Below are 14,096 nucleotides of genomic sequence, written 5' to 3'. Positions count from 1 at the left end.
GACAGACAAACAGGGGTAATCAGATAAGCGGCTAGGGTAATCACGCCTTTGCCGCCTTGGCAAACCCCACGGACAAACCTGCTGCAATAAACGCCAGACCGGCACTGATATTCAGCCCGGCAATCAGGCGGGGCCGGGCGGCTATCCAGCGCGCCAGATGGCTGGCACTGATGCCCATCAGGCCAAAACCCAATGTTGTCAGCAAGGCAAACCAGCCGCCCAGCAACATCATCTGCCCGGCCACACTGCCCTGACCGGTGCTGATGAATTGCGGCACGAAGGCCATGATGAAGATGCCCACCTTGGGGTTGAGGCTGCCGGACAGAAAGCCGCTGCGGAACACCTGCCACAGCGGTAAGGGGTCGATACGGGAAAAACGCACCAGGGTGCGGTGACGGATGGCCTGCCAGCCGAGGTAGACCAGATAACAGCCGCCAGCCAGCTTCACCAGCAGGAAGGCGGTGGCTGAGGCCTGCAACAGTGCGGTCAGCCCCAGCGATGCCGCGGTGACATGCACGAAGATGGCACAGCCGGAGGCGAGCGCCGACATGGCCGCCGCCCGCTTGCCCTGCGACAGGCCACGTGCAATGGCCAGCAGATTGTCCGGGCCCGTGCCGCCACCAGGGCCAGGCAGGTGAGGGTATACAGCAAAAACGTGTGCGACATGGTTGGCACCTTGCTGGGCGAAAAACGCTCATTAAAGCGACAATGCCCAGCAAAAACAACTATTTGTGCACCATTAGCCCTCTAATGGCCCTGACGCCCACCCAGCTGGCTGATCAGCACGCTGGCTACAATCAGCGCCGCGCCGCTGATGGCCATCAGCCCCAGCTGCTCGCCGGCCAGTGCACCAAGCAGGCCAGCCCATACCGGCTCCATCGCATAAATCACGGTGGCCCGCGTGGCGGGGACGGTTTTCTGTGCCCAGTTCATGGCGATCTGGATGACGGCAGTGGCCAGCCCCATGCCAAGCAGGCTGACCAGCAATACCGGATGCGGCTCTGGCGCGGCTTCGCCACTCAGTTGCCAGCCCAGAGCGCCAGCAAGGACACGGTCAGCAATTGCACCACCGCCACCCGGCGCGGGTGGCACTGGCCGGCAAAGCGGCCCACCAGGCTGATTTCCAGCGCAATCATGGCGGCCCCGGCCACGGTCAGCCATTCGCCTGCGCCGAAATTGAATTGCAGGCCACGCGGGTCGGACAGCAAAACCAGCCCGCCAAAGGCCACGATGATGCCCAGCCAGGCTGCCAGCCGGGGCCGGTGGCGAAACAGCAGCAGCTGGAACAAGGGCACCAGTGGTACATACAGCCCGGTGAGAAAGGCCGACTTGCTGCTGGGAATCAGCTGCAAACCCAGCGTCTGCAGGCTGTAGCTGCCAAACAGCACGCTGCCCACCAGTGCGCCGGTCAGCAGCTCGCGCCGGGTCAGGCCGTGCAGCTCGCGCCAGCTCAGCAGCAGGGCAATCAGGCCGGCCACGCCAAAGCGCAGGCTGACAAAGCTGAAGGGGCCAGCCCATTGCAGCGCGTGCTGCACCACCAGAAAGGTAAAGCCCCAGATCATGGTGACGCCGATCAGCACCAGGTCTGGCAGGCGGGATGGGCCGGGTGGCAGGCCGGCGGTGGCGGTCAGCGGTGTCATGGACGTGCTCTCGTTGCGGGTGGGGAGTCTGTGAAATATAATGCACAAATCACCATTTGGGCAATATATTGCACATGGCCATGAGCAAGGAAGCAAACGGTTCGCTGCAAGTCATGCAAAACGTGGCAGACAATCTGCGTCTGGCACGCCTGCAGCAAGGCTACAGTCAGGAAGTGCTGGCCACGCGGGCGGGCATCAGCCGCCGCATGCTGGTGAATATCGAGGCCGGGGAAAGCAATGCCAGCATTGCCACGGTGGACAAGCTGGCCTCGGCACTGGGGCTGAGTTTTGTCGACGTGGTGCGCCCGCCGTCGTCAAGCGACAAGGCCCGTGCCTTGCCGCTGCGCATCTGGCAGGGCGAGCAGGCAGACAGCCATGCCAGCCTGCTGGAGTCGGTGGTCAAACCCGGTGTGACACTGGAGCTGTGGCGCTGGCAGCTGGCGGCCGGTGACAGCTATCACGCCGAAGCCGATGCGCCCGGCTGCCACGAAGTGCTGTATGTGCTGCAAGGCAGCCTGCAAGTACAACTGGCGCAGCAAAGCCACACGCTGCAAACCGGTCAGTCACTGACTTTTGCCTCGGACCAGGTGTACAGCTATCACAACCGCGACGCGGTGGCTTGCGCCTTTACCAAGAACATCCTGATGTATCCACACGGCACGCAGTCGGCGGAATAACAAAAACGGCCCGCAGCCGTTTTTCATTGTCATGCGCGACCTTATTTGCTGATGGACTTGCCGTAGGTTTCGGCGGCCGTGCGCATTTTCGGCAGCAGGGTCTTTTCGGCGGCAGTCAGCATGTTCTTCATGATGTTGTCGATCACCACCGGCTGTTGCTTCATCAGCTTCTGGCCGGCCGGGGTCTTGTAGAAGGCCACGATCTGCTGCATTTCCGCGGCAGAGAACTGCGCGCTGTAGCTCTTGACCACTTCCTGCTCGAACTGCTTTTTCACAGCGGCAGAGTTGAAATAGTCAGCGGCGGTCTTGTGCACGCCATCAGCATAGGTCTTGAAGCCGTCCTGGGCCTTCTTTTGCTGTTCCGGGCTCAGGTTGACCTTGTTCTTCACCAGATATTCCTGCAGCAGCGGGCCGGCAGAAGCGGTGGTGCGGTTGGCCAGATCATTCGGCATATTGTTCAGGCCGATCACCTGGGCCAGTTCCTTGGCGGCGGCATCCTGTGCGGCATCGGCATGAGCCAGCATCGGCAGGGTCAGTGCAAGGGCGGCAATGGCGGTCTTGATCGGGCTAGCAGCAAACATGGGACATCCTTTTCGGCAATGGCATCTGGGACACAAGGCTGGCAGTGTGACACCGCCAGAGAGTGTGGTCAAAGCTGCTTTGAGGATGTTCGGTCAATGACAGTTCCCGGTCCGGCCTCAGGCCGCCAGGCTGCCCTGGGCGCGGGCACGCTCCAGCAAGGGCGGCAGCAGGGCCAGTCCTTCTTCCCATTGCTGATGGCCGGAGGCCACATTGATATGCCCGGCTTGCCGCAGCCAGGTGAGCGGGCTTTGCCAGTAACCTGCCATGCGTGCGGCGCGGGCAGACTTGCAGAACGGGTCGTTGTCGCTGGCCACCACGCGGCTGACAAAGGGCAGTGGCTGGCGCGGCAAGGGGGCAAACGGCATCAGTTCGCGCGGCACGAAGGGTCTTTCCACATCGGCCGGGGCCACCAGCAATGCACCGGCAATCCGTCCGGGCTGCAAGCGGGCATAGTGCGCCACGGTAATGCAGCCCAGGCTGTGGGCAATCACGATGGCCGGACGGCGTGCCTGCGACAGGGCGTGGTCCAGTCCGGTCAGCCAGCTGTCCAGGTCCGGCTGTTCCCAGTTGTCGTTTTGCACGCGGATGGCGTTGAGGCGCTGTTCCCAGTGGCTTTGCCAGTGATCGGTCGCGCTGCCCCTCCAGCCTGGCTGGATGATGAAATCGAAGTCGTCGGCAATGGTGGTCATGACAGGTTCCCGGAAACAGATGCAGCCACTATAAGTCAGAATCTATAGCCTAAAAAGTGATAAATAATTGTTTTTATATTTCATTTGGTAATTTGATGAGCATGGAAGCGTCGTGGTTTGTTAGACTTATTTTGAATAACAGAATAAGAAACAATCATTTCTAGTGCTAAGCAATTCCTGATTACAGTGTGCCCATCAAACGACGCACATCGCCTCAGGAGCCACTCATGACTATCCGCACCAATCTGAAAGCGCTGGCAGCCGTGCTGCTGCTGGCTGTGACACCGCTGAAGGCAGCCGAACTGCTGAATGTGTCCTACGACCCCACCCGCGAGCTGTATCAGGATGTGAACAAGGCCTTTGCCGAGCAATGGAAGAAAAAGACCGGCGAAGAGCTCACCATCAAGCAGTCGCATGGTGGTTCGGGCAAGCAGTCGCTGTCTATCCAGCATGGTCTGGCTGCCGACGTGGCCACCCTGGCCCTGGCTTACGATATTGATGTGCTGGCCGATGAAGGCTTGCTGCCGAAAAACTGGCAAACCCGCCTGCCGGACAACAGCTCGCCCTACACCTCCACCATCGTGTTCCTGGTGAAGAAGGGCAACCCGAAGAACATCAAGGACTGGAATGACCTGGTGCGCAATGACGTGCAGGTGATCACGCCGAACCCGAAAACCTCCGGTGGCGCACGCTGGAACTACCTGGCTGCCTGGGGTTATGCGCTGAAGAAAAACGGTGGCAACGAAGCCAAGGCCCGTGCCTATGTGGCCGAGCTGTACAAGCACGTACCGGTACTGGATTCCGGCGCACGTGGTGCCACGCTCACCTTCACCCAGCGCGGTCTGGGCGATGTATTGCTGGCCTGGGAAAACGAAGCCGTGCTGGCGGTAAAGGAAATGGGCCCGGACAAGTTTGACATCGTCACCCCGTCCATCTCCATTCTGGCCGAGCCGCCAGTGGCCGTGGTAGACAAGGTGGTGGACAAGAAAGGCACCCGCAAGCAGGCCGAGGCCTATCTGAAGTTCCTGTACACCCCGGAAGGCCAGACCATTGCAGCAGAAAACTACTACCGCCCGCGTGACCCCAAGATTGCGGCCAAATACGCCAGCCAGTTCCCCAAGGTGAAGCTGTTCACCCTCAAGGACGTGTTTGGCGACTGGCGCAGCGCGCAGAAAAAACACTTTGCCGATGGCGGCGTGTTTGACCAGATCTACAGCAAGAACTGATTTTCTCCTGCCGTGAAGAACACAGACAGGCCGCACGATGCGGCCTGTCTGATTTTGATTGCCTCACTCGCTTTCTGAAAGAAAAGCGAGGCACCCTTACAGGGTAAGGGCGGGGGGATAGGGAATAGATGGAAAGGCTGCGGAATCAGTCACTTCATCGAAAGGCCCGGCTTTGCCGGGTCCAGTAGGTTCGACACGAATCACTGTGTCAGCAGTCTGACAGGCCGCACGATGCGGCCTGTTTTGCATTCCATTTCCATTCTGTCTGCATCTGCCGCTTGTCACATGGCTGCGGTAGACTGGGCGACGCTCATTTCATCTGTTTCCCGCCATCCGCATGCAAGTATTTCACAGCCCTCATGGGGCATTGCGTTATCACGACCTGCCCGGCAGCGGTGTGCCGCTGCTGTTTGTGCATGGCCTGGGCTGTGCCGCTTCCAGCGACTTTCCCCGCGTGGCGGCCGATCCTGCGCTGGCCGGGCGCAGGCGTCTGCTGCTGGATTTGCTGGGTGCCGGTTTTCCGACCGGCCGGACGACTTTGCCTACAGCGTGGCCGCGCATGCCGAAACCGTGGCGGGCCTGATCGATCATCTCGGCCTGCCGCAGCTGGACATTGTCGCCACAGCATGGGCGGGGCCGTGGCCATTACCGCCAGCAGCCTGCGCCCGGACAAGGTGGCGCGGCTGGTATTGCTGGAGCCGAATCTGGATGCCGGCGGCGGCGTGTTCAGCCGCGCACTGGCGGCCATGAGCGAGCAGGAATTCGTCAGCCGTGGCCAGCGCCGCATGGCGCGGCTGGCCAGCCGTGAAGGCAGCCCGCTATGGGCGGGGTCGCTCTCTGCCAGTCATGCGCCTGCCGTGCACCGTGCGGCGGTATCGCTGGTACAGGGTGGTGAACCCGGCTGGCGCAGCCAGTTATTGGCGCTCTCCATGCCGCGCAGTGTGGTGGTGGGCGAGCGCTCCTTGCCCCTGCCGGGGCTGACCAGTCTTGCTCAAGATGGAGTGAGCGTGCATGTGCTGGCTGATGCCGGCCATGCCATGAGTGAAGACAACCCTGCCGGCCTGGCGGCTTTGCTGGCAGACATTCTGGAGCAAGACCATGTGGCGTGAATGTCGCTGTTACTGCCTGGCCATCTTGCTGGCCCTCGGTCTGGTGCTGCCGGTATGGGCTGCCAGTCTGCCTGCCCCGCAGGAAGTCAGCATTCCACTGTCTGGCGCAGGTCTGTTTGGCAGCACGCTGGACATGCCGGCACTGCTGTACCGCCCGGCAGGGGACGGACCGTTTCCGGTGCTGCTGTTTTCCCATGGCCGTGCCGGCAGCACGCAGGAGCGCCATCAACTGAAATACCCCATGGGCCGCAGCCAGATTGCCTACTGGCTGGCCAAGGGCTTCATCATTGTGGCGCCCATCCGGCCCGGTTATGGCAATACCGGAGGCGGCGACCCGGAATATCACAGCGCCCGCATGCTGGCACCGGGCCAGTGCAGTGGCCATCCGGATTATCGCCATACCGCCGAGGCAGGCGGTGTGGCAGTGCAGGCTGCCATTCGCTGGATTGCCCGGCAGCCCTGGGGCGCGGGTCAGCCCATCGTACTGGAAGGCCAGTCGGTTGGCGGCCTGCTGACGGTGGCGGTGGGGGCCAGCGCACCGCCTGGCGTGGTGGCTTATATCAACTTTGCCGGTGGTGCCGGTGGCAACCCGGAAAAATCGCCCGGACAAAGCTGCGAGCCGCAAGCACTCACCGCCCTGTATGCCGATTTTGGCCGCCACACCGTATTACCCAATCTGTGGCTGTATGCCGAAAACGACCAGTACTGGGGAGCGGATGAACCCGTCGCCTGGCATCAGGCCTTCGCTGCTGGTGGCAGCCCCACTCGCTTTGTCCATGCGCCTGCGGTGGCAGATGGCGATGGCCATGGCCTGAGCCGTCACCCGGCCGCACTGTGGGCGGCAGCGCTGGATGACTTCTTGCAAAGCCTGCCGGTGCTGGCCGGGCGCATGAATCGCGTCGCTGCAATACCCTGATGTCCGGGTGTGCCAACGTCGGCAGCAATAAATGAAAAGCCGCCAGTGGATGTTGCACTGGCGGCTTTTTTCATGCGGCAGATGGCCACGATGGATGATCAGGGATACACGATGCGCAACAGGTTGGTGGCTCCCGGCGTACCGAATGGCACACCGGCGATGATCACCATCGGCTTGCCTTGTTCGGCCAGCCCCAGCTTGGTGGCGCAGAAGGTGGTTTTCACCACCATGTCTTCCAGGTTTTCCGCATCCGGCCCGTTATAGGCCACCACGCCCCATACCAGGGTCAGGCGGCGGGCGGTGCTCAGTCGTGGCGAGATGCCCATGATGGGCGTGTGCGGCCGTTCGCGAGCCAGGCGCAGGCAGGTGGAACCGGAGGTAGTAAAGGCGGCGGATACGGTGACCGGCAGGATGGCGGCCACCTTGCGCACGCAGGCGGCAATGGCGTCGGCCTGTTCCGGGGCATCGGCGGCGCTGTAGTCCAGTGCCATCACGCGGCGGTAGTCCGGTGCGCTTTCCACGCGGCGGATCACCCGGTCCATGATCTGTACTGCTTCCACCGGGAAGGAGCCGGCGGCGGTTTCCGCCGACAGCATGACGGCGTCGGCACCTTCGTACACGGCGGTGGCCACGTCGTTGGCTTCGGCACGGGTAGGGGTGGGGGCGGTGATCATGGATTCCAGCATCTGGGTAGCCACAATCACCGGACGGCCCAGGTGGCGGCACTGGTGCACGATGCGGCGCTGTACCACCGGCACGTCTTCCGGCGGCAGTTCCACGCCAAGATCGCCACGCGCCACCATCACCGCGTCGGCCAGCTCGGCAATCTCGTCCAGCTGGTCCACGGCCGACGGTTTTTCAATCTTCACCACAATGCCCACGCTGCTGCCTATCATCTGGCGCAGTTCGCGTACGTCTTCAGCTGTTTGCACAAAGGACAGCGCAATCCAGTCTGCCCCTTCCTGCAGGGCGAATTGGGCGTCCTTGCGGTCTTTCGGGGTAATGGCGGACAGCGGCAGGATGGTTTGCGGCAGGTTGAACCCCTTGCGGTCGGACAGCTCGCCGCCTACCACCACGGTGGTTTCAATCACCCGGTCCTGTACACGTTCCACGTGAAACGACAGCTTGCCGTCGTTCACCAGGATGTGATGGCCGTGTTCCAGCGCGGCAAAGGCTTCCGGGTGCGGCAGGGTGACCTGGCTGGCATCGCCGTCCACCTGGTCCAGCACAAAGCGGTAGGGCTGGCCGACGCGTACGGTGACCGGCCCTTGCGGGAAGGTGCCAATGCGCAGCTTGGGGCCTTGCAGGTCCACCAGCACGCCAATGGGGCGACCAAGCTCGGTTTCGGCGGCGCGGATGGCAGCCAGCCGGGCACGGTGATCGTCGTGGCTGCCATGACTCATGTTCAGACGGAATACGTTCACCCCGGCGCGGGCCAGCGCCAGGATTTGCTGCGGGGTGCTGGATGCCGGGCCCAGCGTGGCGAGAATCTTGGTATTGCGGAGCATGTACTTGTCCTTGTCGATGCCGGCCTGCGTGGCCGTGGCGCGGTGTTGTCCGGGGACCTGATCTGCTGGCGGATTGCCAACGGCTGTCTCTTGGTTTTTGCCATGCTGCCACAACTGGCATGTAGTGGCTTTGCTACCTTGCAGGTACTTGGGCGGGGTGTTGCCACCTTGTCAGTCGGGAAATATTCCGGGTGCGTGATATGTGCGTTTTGCTTGCGTTGTCTGACGCTGGTGTTGTTATTTTGCCTCGTCCGGCAAATGGTGATGTTTGCTGCAAAGCAAGAAAATGCCAAATCCTTGTAGTGAAAGGCTTACAGACCATTTGCATTTCGGCTATCTTGCGCTGCAAAAACGACATTGCCATGCCGGTACGCGGTCGGAATCTGGCTAGTGGCGAAAGTTTCATGCGTATTGATTGACAGCTGAAGCGTGTTAACTAGAATGAGCCGAAAATAAAACGAACAATATAAATACAAAAAACAACATAACAAAGATTGCCCGCCCACCCCGCCTTGCGCAGGGCCTGTGGCGTTGCCGTCAAAACCAGTCAGCAAAAACGCTCGGCCAGCAACGGCCTTTGGATTGCCAAGGAGACACCTCACATGAAGAACCAGTTCATTCTGGCGCTGGATCAGGGCACGACCAGTTCGCGTGCCATTCTGTTCAACCAGGCTGGCGACATCGTATCGCTGGCGCAAAAGGAATTCCGCCAGATTTACCCCCAGCCGGGCTGGGTAGAACACGACCCGCAGGAAATCTGGGGCGGGCAGGCCGGTGTGGCTGCCGAAGCCGTGGCCAAGGCCGGTATCGATGGCCGCAGCATTGCCGCCATCGGCATTACCAACCAGCGTGAAACCACCATTGTGTGGGACCGCGAAACCGGCCTGCCGGTGTATAACGCCATCGTCTGGCAAGACCGCCGCACCGCCGCCTTCTGCGACCAGCTGAAGGAACGCGGCCTGGCCGACACCATCCGTAGCAAGACCGGCCTGCTGGTGGATGCCTATTTCTCCGGCAGCAAGATCAAGTGGATTCTGGACAATGTGCCGGGCGCGCGTGCCCGTGCCGAGGCCGGCAAGCTGGCCTTCGGCACCGTGGACAGCTGGCTGATCTGGAACTTCACCCACGGCAAGGTGCACGTTACCGACGTGTCCAATGCCTCGCGCACCATGCTGTACAACATCCACACGCTGGAGTGGGATGCCGAACTGTTGGACATCCTGAGCATTCCGGCCAGCATGCTGCCGGCAGTGAAAAGCTCCAGCGAAGTGTACGGTCACACCCATGCCGCCCATCTGGGGGTGGAAATCCCGATTGCCGGCGTGGCAGGCGATCAGCAGGCCGCCTTGTTCGGTCAGCAGTGCACCCGTCCGGGCATGGTGAAAAATACCTACGGCACCGGCTGCTTCATGATGATGAATACCGGTGAACAGCCGATTGAATCAACCAACAAGCTGCTGACCACCATTGCCTGGCAAGTGGATGGCAAGGTGCATTACGCGCTGGAAGGTTCCATTTTCATTGGTGGCGCGGTGGTGAAATGGCTGCGCGACGGCCTGGGCATCATCCGCCATTCGGCCGATGTCGGCCCGCTGGCGCAGGAAGTGGCCGACAGTGACGGCGTCTACCTGGTTCCGGCTTTTGCCGGCCTGGGTGCGCCGCACTGGAACCAGGATGCGCGTGGCACCATCGTCGGCGCCACGCTGGGAACCAAGGCTGCGCACATTGCCCGCGCCGCACTGGACAGCATTGCCTACCAGACCATGGACGTACTCAAGGCCATGGAAGCCGATGCCGGCATGGCCATTGCCGAATTGCGCGTGGATGGTGGTGCCACCGTCAACGAACTGCTGATGCAGTTCCAGTCCGACATTCTGGGCGTGGACGTGGTGCGGCCGAAGATTACCGAAACCACCGCGCTGGGCGCGGCCTATCTGGCTGGTCTGGCCGTGGGTTACTGGGCCGGGGTGGAGGACATCCAGGGCCAGTGGCAGCTGGACCGCCGCTTCCAGCAAGGCATGGCGGCTGAACAGGTCGATGCCAATGTCCGTGGCTGGGTGCGCGCCGTCAATGCCGCCAAGGCCTGGGCCGACGCCTGATGACCGTCCCTCGCACGGCGGCTGTCCGTGCTGCCCGCACCCATGCCCGGGGTGTGTGCAGCTGGCCTGGTGCCGCCAGCCCGGCCGTGTGAATTTCCTGTGTGATGTATGGCAGCAGCCGGTGGCCGGACGACAGCAAGATCGTCCCGCCCGGGCCTGCTGCCAGTAACTGACGCCATGAAAGAGCAGCCATCAGCCAGAGTAGCCGGTGGTAGCGGGAGTCATGGTGCGGAGACCCTGCATGAACCCTTTGTTTGGTGAATTTATCGGAACGGCCCTGCTGGTATTGCTGGGCAATGGCGTGGTGGCCAATGTGCTGCTGAGCAATACCAAGGGCCATAACAGCGGCCTGATCGTGATTGCCTTTGGCTGGGCGATGGCGGTGTTTGTCGGTGTATTCAGCGTGGCGGCCATCAGTGGTGCGCACCTGAACCCTGCAGTCACCGTGGCGCTGGCGGTGGCCGGCAAGTTTGAATGGGCACGTGCTCCGGGTTACATCCTGGCGCAGATGCTGGGCGGCATGATGGGTGCGCTGCTGGTGTGGGTGATGTATCGCAAGCATTACGAAACCACCGACTGCGCGGATTTGAAGCTGGCCACCTTCTGCACCGGCCCGGCCATCCGCAGCCTGCCGGGCAATCTGCTGTCCGAGGTGCTGGCCACCTTCGTGCTGGTGTTTGCCATTCTCAGCATGGTGGCGCCCAAGCTGTCGCTGGGCGCGATGGATGCCCTGCCGGTGGCCTTGCTGGTACTGGGTATCGGTGTGTCGCTGGGCGGCACCACCGGCTATGCGATGAGCCCGGCGCGCGATCTGGCGCCGCGCATCATGCATGCGCTGCTGCCCATTCCGGGCAAGGGCTCCAGCGACTGGGGCTATGCCTGGGTGCCGGTAGTCGGTTCCTTGCTGGGGGGCACGCTGGCGGCGCTCACGTATACCCATCTGTAAACCTGTTGCTCCTGGTGCCCCGCTGCTGGCGGGGCCGGCAAGCCACCTGCGGGTGGCTTTTTTTTCGTCCGCGGCATGGCTGCTCCAGCGGATGGGCGATAAATGGAATGCAAAACAAAGATTGTTGTGGTCAATACGCACATTGCAACGCACAAAACGAACATAAACGAACATTATGTGTTGAATTGATCTTCGTATGACGCTACGCTAACACCATCAACACACGCAATCCGCCTTCTTGCCCTGTAGTGACAGGCGCAAGCCGGATACAGACAAGACCGAGGATGAAACTGTGAAACCCTACGACCTGATGGTGATTGGTGGCGGCATCAATGGAGCCGGCATTGCCCGCGATGCAGCAGGCCGCGGCCTGTCGGTGCTGCTGTGCGAAAAGGACGATCTGGCTGCGCATACCTCGTCGGCCAGTACCAAGCTGATTCATGGCGGCCTGCGCTATCTGGAATATTACGAGTTCGGTCTGGTGCGCAAGGCGCTGCAAGAGCGCGAAGTGCTGCTCAAGGCCGCGCCACACATCATCTGGCCCTTGCGCTTTGTCATGCCGCACGACCAGGCCCAGCGTCCGGAATGGATGATCCGCTGCGGGCTGTTCCTGTACGACCATCTGGCCCGGCGCGAAGTACTGCCCGGCTCGGAAACCATCAGCTTTGCCAAACATCCGTCCGGCGCACCGCTGAAAGCCGCATTCAAGCGTGGCTTTGTCTATTCCGACGGCTGGGTGCAGGATGCCCGGCTGGTGGTGCTCAACGCCATGGCGGCCGCCGAGCACGGCGCGCGCATTGTCACCCGTACCGCCTGTGTGGCGGCGCGGCGCGAAGGCGAAAACTGGCTGTGCACCTTGCAACACGAAGATGGTCGTCAGGAGCAGGTGAGGGCGCGCGCCGTGGTGAATGCCGCCGGTCCCTGGGTGGAAAGCCTGTTGAAAGACACCTTGCAGCTGCCGTCACCCAAGTCCATCCGTCTGGTGAAAGGCAGTCACATCGTGGTGAAAAAGCTGTTTGATCACCCCTATGCCTATATTTTCCAGAACCCGGACAAACGCATCATCTTTGCCATCCCGTACGAAAACGACTTCACCCTGATCGGCACCACCGATGTGGAATACCACGGCGATCCCGGCAGCGTGCAGATTGATGGCGACGAAGTGGATTACCTGTGCCGCATGAGCAACCGCTACTTCAACAGCCAGATCGGCCCGGACGATGTGCTGAGCACCTATTCCGGCGTGCGCCCGCTGCTGGACGACGAAGCCAGCAATGCCTCCAGCGTGACGCGTGATTATTCGCTGGAACTGGACCATAACGGTGCGCCGATGCTGTCAGTGTTTGGCGGCAAGATCACCACCTACCGCAAGCTGGCGGAAGAAGCCGTGGACCGCCTGGCCCCGCTGCTGGGCAATCAGCAGCCCACCTGGACGGCCGGTGTGCCGCTGCCCGGTGGCGACATGCCGAATGCCGATGCGGCGGCTTTCCTGGCGGCCAGCCAGCAGCGCTATCCATGGCTGCCTGCTGCTCTGGTGCAGCGCTATGTGAAAAGCTACGGCACGCGGCTGCATACGCTGATCGGCAGTGCCCGCAGCCTGGCCGACCTGGGCGAAGAAGTGCTGCCCGGCGTGTATGAAGCCGAATTGAGTTATCTGGTGGATCAGGAATGGGCGACCAGTGCCGAGGACATCCTGTGGCGACGCAGCAAGCTGCGTCTGCACCTGCCTGCCAATGCCAGTGTCGTGCTGACTGACTGGCTGGCCCGTTATCGCCAGTGCGCGGTGCAGCCGGACAGTACCGCAGTGCACAGCGCCCAGCCGGGCTAAGCGTCACGATTTGTTGTGGTCGTATCTTGTTGTATCAGGGCTTGCGCCCATCTCCTCCCGTAGGCCCCACCCACCCCGGTGGGGCATTTTTTTTGTGCGAGCATGCACCCAGCCCCAGCTCGCCCCGCTACCATAGCCGGATGTCCCGCCATGACGACCTGCTGCTGGAGCTGCGTAGTTACCAGCAGGAAAGCCACCAGCATCAGCATGATTACCATCAGCTGGTGCTGCCGGCGCATGGCTGCCTGGAGCTGGATGTCGAGGGCCGTGGCGGCGTGGTGCAGGCCGGCCAGCTGGCGGTGATTGCCGCAGGTAACAGCCATGGCTTTGCTGCGCCCGGTGACAATGCCTTCGTGGTGGCCAATGTTCCGGCCACGCTGGCACCGCAGCTGGCCAGCCTGCCTGCCTTTTTGCCGCTGGACGCCGGCATGCTGGCTTATGTGGAGTTTCTGCGCGCCGAGCTCTCCCGGCCTCATACGGGTGAAAACGGCAGGCGGCAGATGCTGCTCTTGCTCACCCAGCTACTGGCGGAGCGTGCCGGGGCCGACAGCCAGGCTGGACCGGCGGGTGGCCGCTGCCCGTGCGCTGCTGGATGCGCGCTTTGCCGAGGACATCAGCCTGGCGCAGCTGGCGGCGGCGGCCCACCTGAGCGTGCGCAGCTGTCGGAGCTGTTCCGCCGCCAACTGGGCATGAGCCCCGGCCAGTACCAGCTGGAGCAGCGCATGCAGCATGGCTGGCTGCTGCTGGAGCAGGGCAGCTTGCCGGTGCAGCAGGTGGCCGAGCAATGCGGCTATGCCAGCCTGTCCGCCTTCAGCGACCGCTTCCGCCGCCATTTCGGCATCGCGCCCAGCCATTTCCGCCATCCGGCCAAATAAG

Annotated in this window: 15 protein-coding genes; 9 read left to right on the top strand and 6 right to left on the bottom strand. The window is 62.0% G+C overall.

Annotated elements, in window-relative coordinates:
- Positions 1 to 40: 40 nt before the first annotated feature.
- From AWT75_RS02625 to AWT75_RS02620, 3 genes are all read right to left on the bottom strand, one after another.
- Entirely contained in the window at positions 41 to 598 is a 558-nt protein-coding gene (locus AWT75_RS02625) for a LysE family translocator (protein ID WP_275575672.1), read from the bottom strand.
- Between the two features lie 149 nt (positions 599 to 747).
- The gene (locus AWT75_RS22535; protein ID WP_239689432.1) at positions 748 to 987 is read right to left on the bottom strand and encodes an EamA family transporter; all 240 of its coding nucleotides are present in this window, start codon (positions 985 to 987) and stop codon (positions 748 to 750) included.
- 32 nt (positions 988 to 1,019) lie between these two features.
- On the bottom strand, positions 1,020 to 1,640 hold the full coding sequence (locus AWT75_RS02620; protein WP_239689431.1) for a DMT family transporter: 621 nt from the start codon (positions 1,638 to 1,640) through the stop codon (positions 1,020 to 1,022).
- A gap of 80 nt (positions 1,641 to 1,720) precedes the next feature.
- Between AWT75_RS02620 and AWT75_RS02615 the strand changes: the two genes are divergently transcribed.
- Complete coding sequence (locus tag AWT75_RS02615; protein WP_062787184.1) at positions 1,721 to 2,317, top strand: helix-turn-helix domain-containing protein; 597 nt, start codon at positions 1,721 to 1,723, stop codon at positions 2,315 to 2,317.
- Between the two features lie 41 nt (positions 2,318 to 2,358).
- Here the strand turns inward: AWT75_RS02615 and AWT75_RS02610 are convergent, their stop codons facing one another.
- Together AWT75_RS02610 and AWT75_RS02605 are read right to left on the bottom strand one after the other, a co-directional pair.
- Positions 2,359 to 2,898 (bottom strand): DUF2059 domain-containing protein, encoded by a 540-nt coding sequence (locus AWT75_RS02610; RefSeq protein WP_045845975.1) that lies wholly within the window; start codon positions 2,896 to 2,898, stop codon positions 2,359 to 2,361.
- 117 nt (positions 2,899 to 3,015) lie between these two features.
- The gene (locus AWT75_RS02605) at positions 3,016 to 3,588 is read right to left on the bottom strand and encodes an RBBP9/YdeN family alpha/beta hydrolase (protein WP_062787008.1); all 573 of its coding nucleotides are present in this window, start codon (positions 3,586 to 3,588) and stop codon (positions 3,016 to 3,018) included.
- Between the two features lie 227 nt (positions 3,589 to 3,815).
- On the opposite strand from AWT75_RS02605, the gene AWT75_RS02600 reads away from it, so the two are divergent.
- The 4 genes from AWT75_RS02600 (at position 3,816) to AWT75_RS02585 (ending at position 6,839) form a co-directional block, all read left to right on the top strand.
- Complete coding sequence (locus tag AWT75_RS02600; protein ID WP_045845977.1) at positions 3,816 to 4,814, top strand: sulfate ABC transporter substrate-binding protein; 999 nt, start codon at positions 3,816 to 3,818, stop codon at positions 4,812 to 4,814.
- A gap of 337 nt (positions 4,815 to 5,151) precedes the next feature.
- Positions 5,152 to 5,397, top strand: a complete 246-nt coding sequence (locus AWT75_RS22030; protein ID WP_204376858.1) for a hypothetical protein — start codon at positions 5,152 to 5,154, stop codon at positions 5,395 to 5,397.
- 55 nt (positions 5,398 to 5,452) lie between these two features.
- Positions 5,453 to 5,923 (top strand): alpha/beta fold hydrolase, encoded by a 471-nt coding sequence (locus tag AWT75_RS22025; protein WP_204376857.1) that lies wholly within the window; start codon positions 5,453 to 5,455, stop codon positions 5,921 to 5,923.
- Positions 5,913 to 6,839: a dienelactone hydrolase family protein gene (locus tag AWT75_RS02585; protein WP_062786999.1), complete on the top strand. Its 927-nt coding sequence runs from the start codon at positions 5,913 to 5,915 to the stop codon at positions 6,837 to 6,839. Before AWT75_RS22025 ends, AWT75_RS02585 begins: the two co-directional genes overlap by 11 nt.
- A gap of 98 nt (positions 6,840 to 6,937) precedes the next feature.
- Here the strand turns inward: AWT75_RS02585 and pyk are convergent, their stop codons facing one another.
- Positions 6,938 to 8,347, bottom strand: coding sequence for a pyruvate kinase (gene pyk / locus AWT75_RS02580; protein ID WP_062787181.1), 1,410 nt, complete (start codon positions 8,345 to 8,347; stop codon positions 6,938 to 6,940).
- A gap of 602 nt (positions 8,348 to 8,949) precedes the next feature.
- Here pyk and glpK point away from each other — a divergent pair.
- The 4 genes from glpK to AWT75_RS02560 all read left to right on the top strand — a co-directional run bounded on the left by glpK (position 8,950) and on the right by AWT75_RS02560 (position 14,095).
- A complete protein-coding gene (gene glpK / locus AWT75_RS02575) occupies positions 8,950 to 10,446 on the top strand; it encodes a glycerol kinase GlpK (protein ID WP_062786996.1) in 1,497 nt (498 codons plus the stop codon).
- Positions 10,447 to 10,687: 241 nt separating this feature from the next.
- A complete protein-coding gene (locus tag AWT75_RS02570; RefSeq protein ID WP_045845980.1) occupies positions 10,688 to 11,392 on the top strand; it encodes an MIP/aquaporin family protein in 705 nt (234 codons plus the stop codon).
- Positions 11,393 to 11,684: 292 nt separating this feature from the next.
- The gene (glpD, locus tag AWT75_RS02565; protein ID WP_062786993.1) at positions 11,685 to 13,220 is read left to right on the top strand and encodes a glycerol-3-phosphate dehydrogenase; all 1,536 of its coding nucleotides are present in this window, start codon (positions 11,685 to 11,687) and stop codon (positions 13,218 to 13,220) included.
- Between the two features lie 140 nt (positions 13,221 to 13,360).
- Positions 13,361 to 14,095, top strand: a complete 735-nt coding sequence (locus tag AWT75_RS02560) for an AraC family transcriptional regulator (RefSeq protein WP_204376856.1) — start codon at positions 13,361 to 13,363, stop codon at positions 14,093 to 14,095.
- The last annotated feature ends 1 nt before the right edge of the window (position 14,096 follow it).

The organism is Aquitalea pelogenes (assembly GCF_001515305.1).
GTDB lineage: Bacteria > Pseudomonadota > Gammaproteobacteria > Burkholderiales > Chromobacteriaceae > Aquitalea > Aquitalea pelogenes.
The sequence above is the reverse complement of the archived record's forward strand: the minus strand, read 5'-3'. Positions and strand labels throughout refer to the sequence as shown.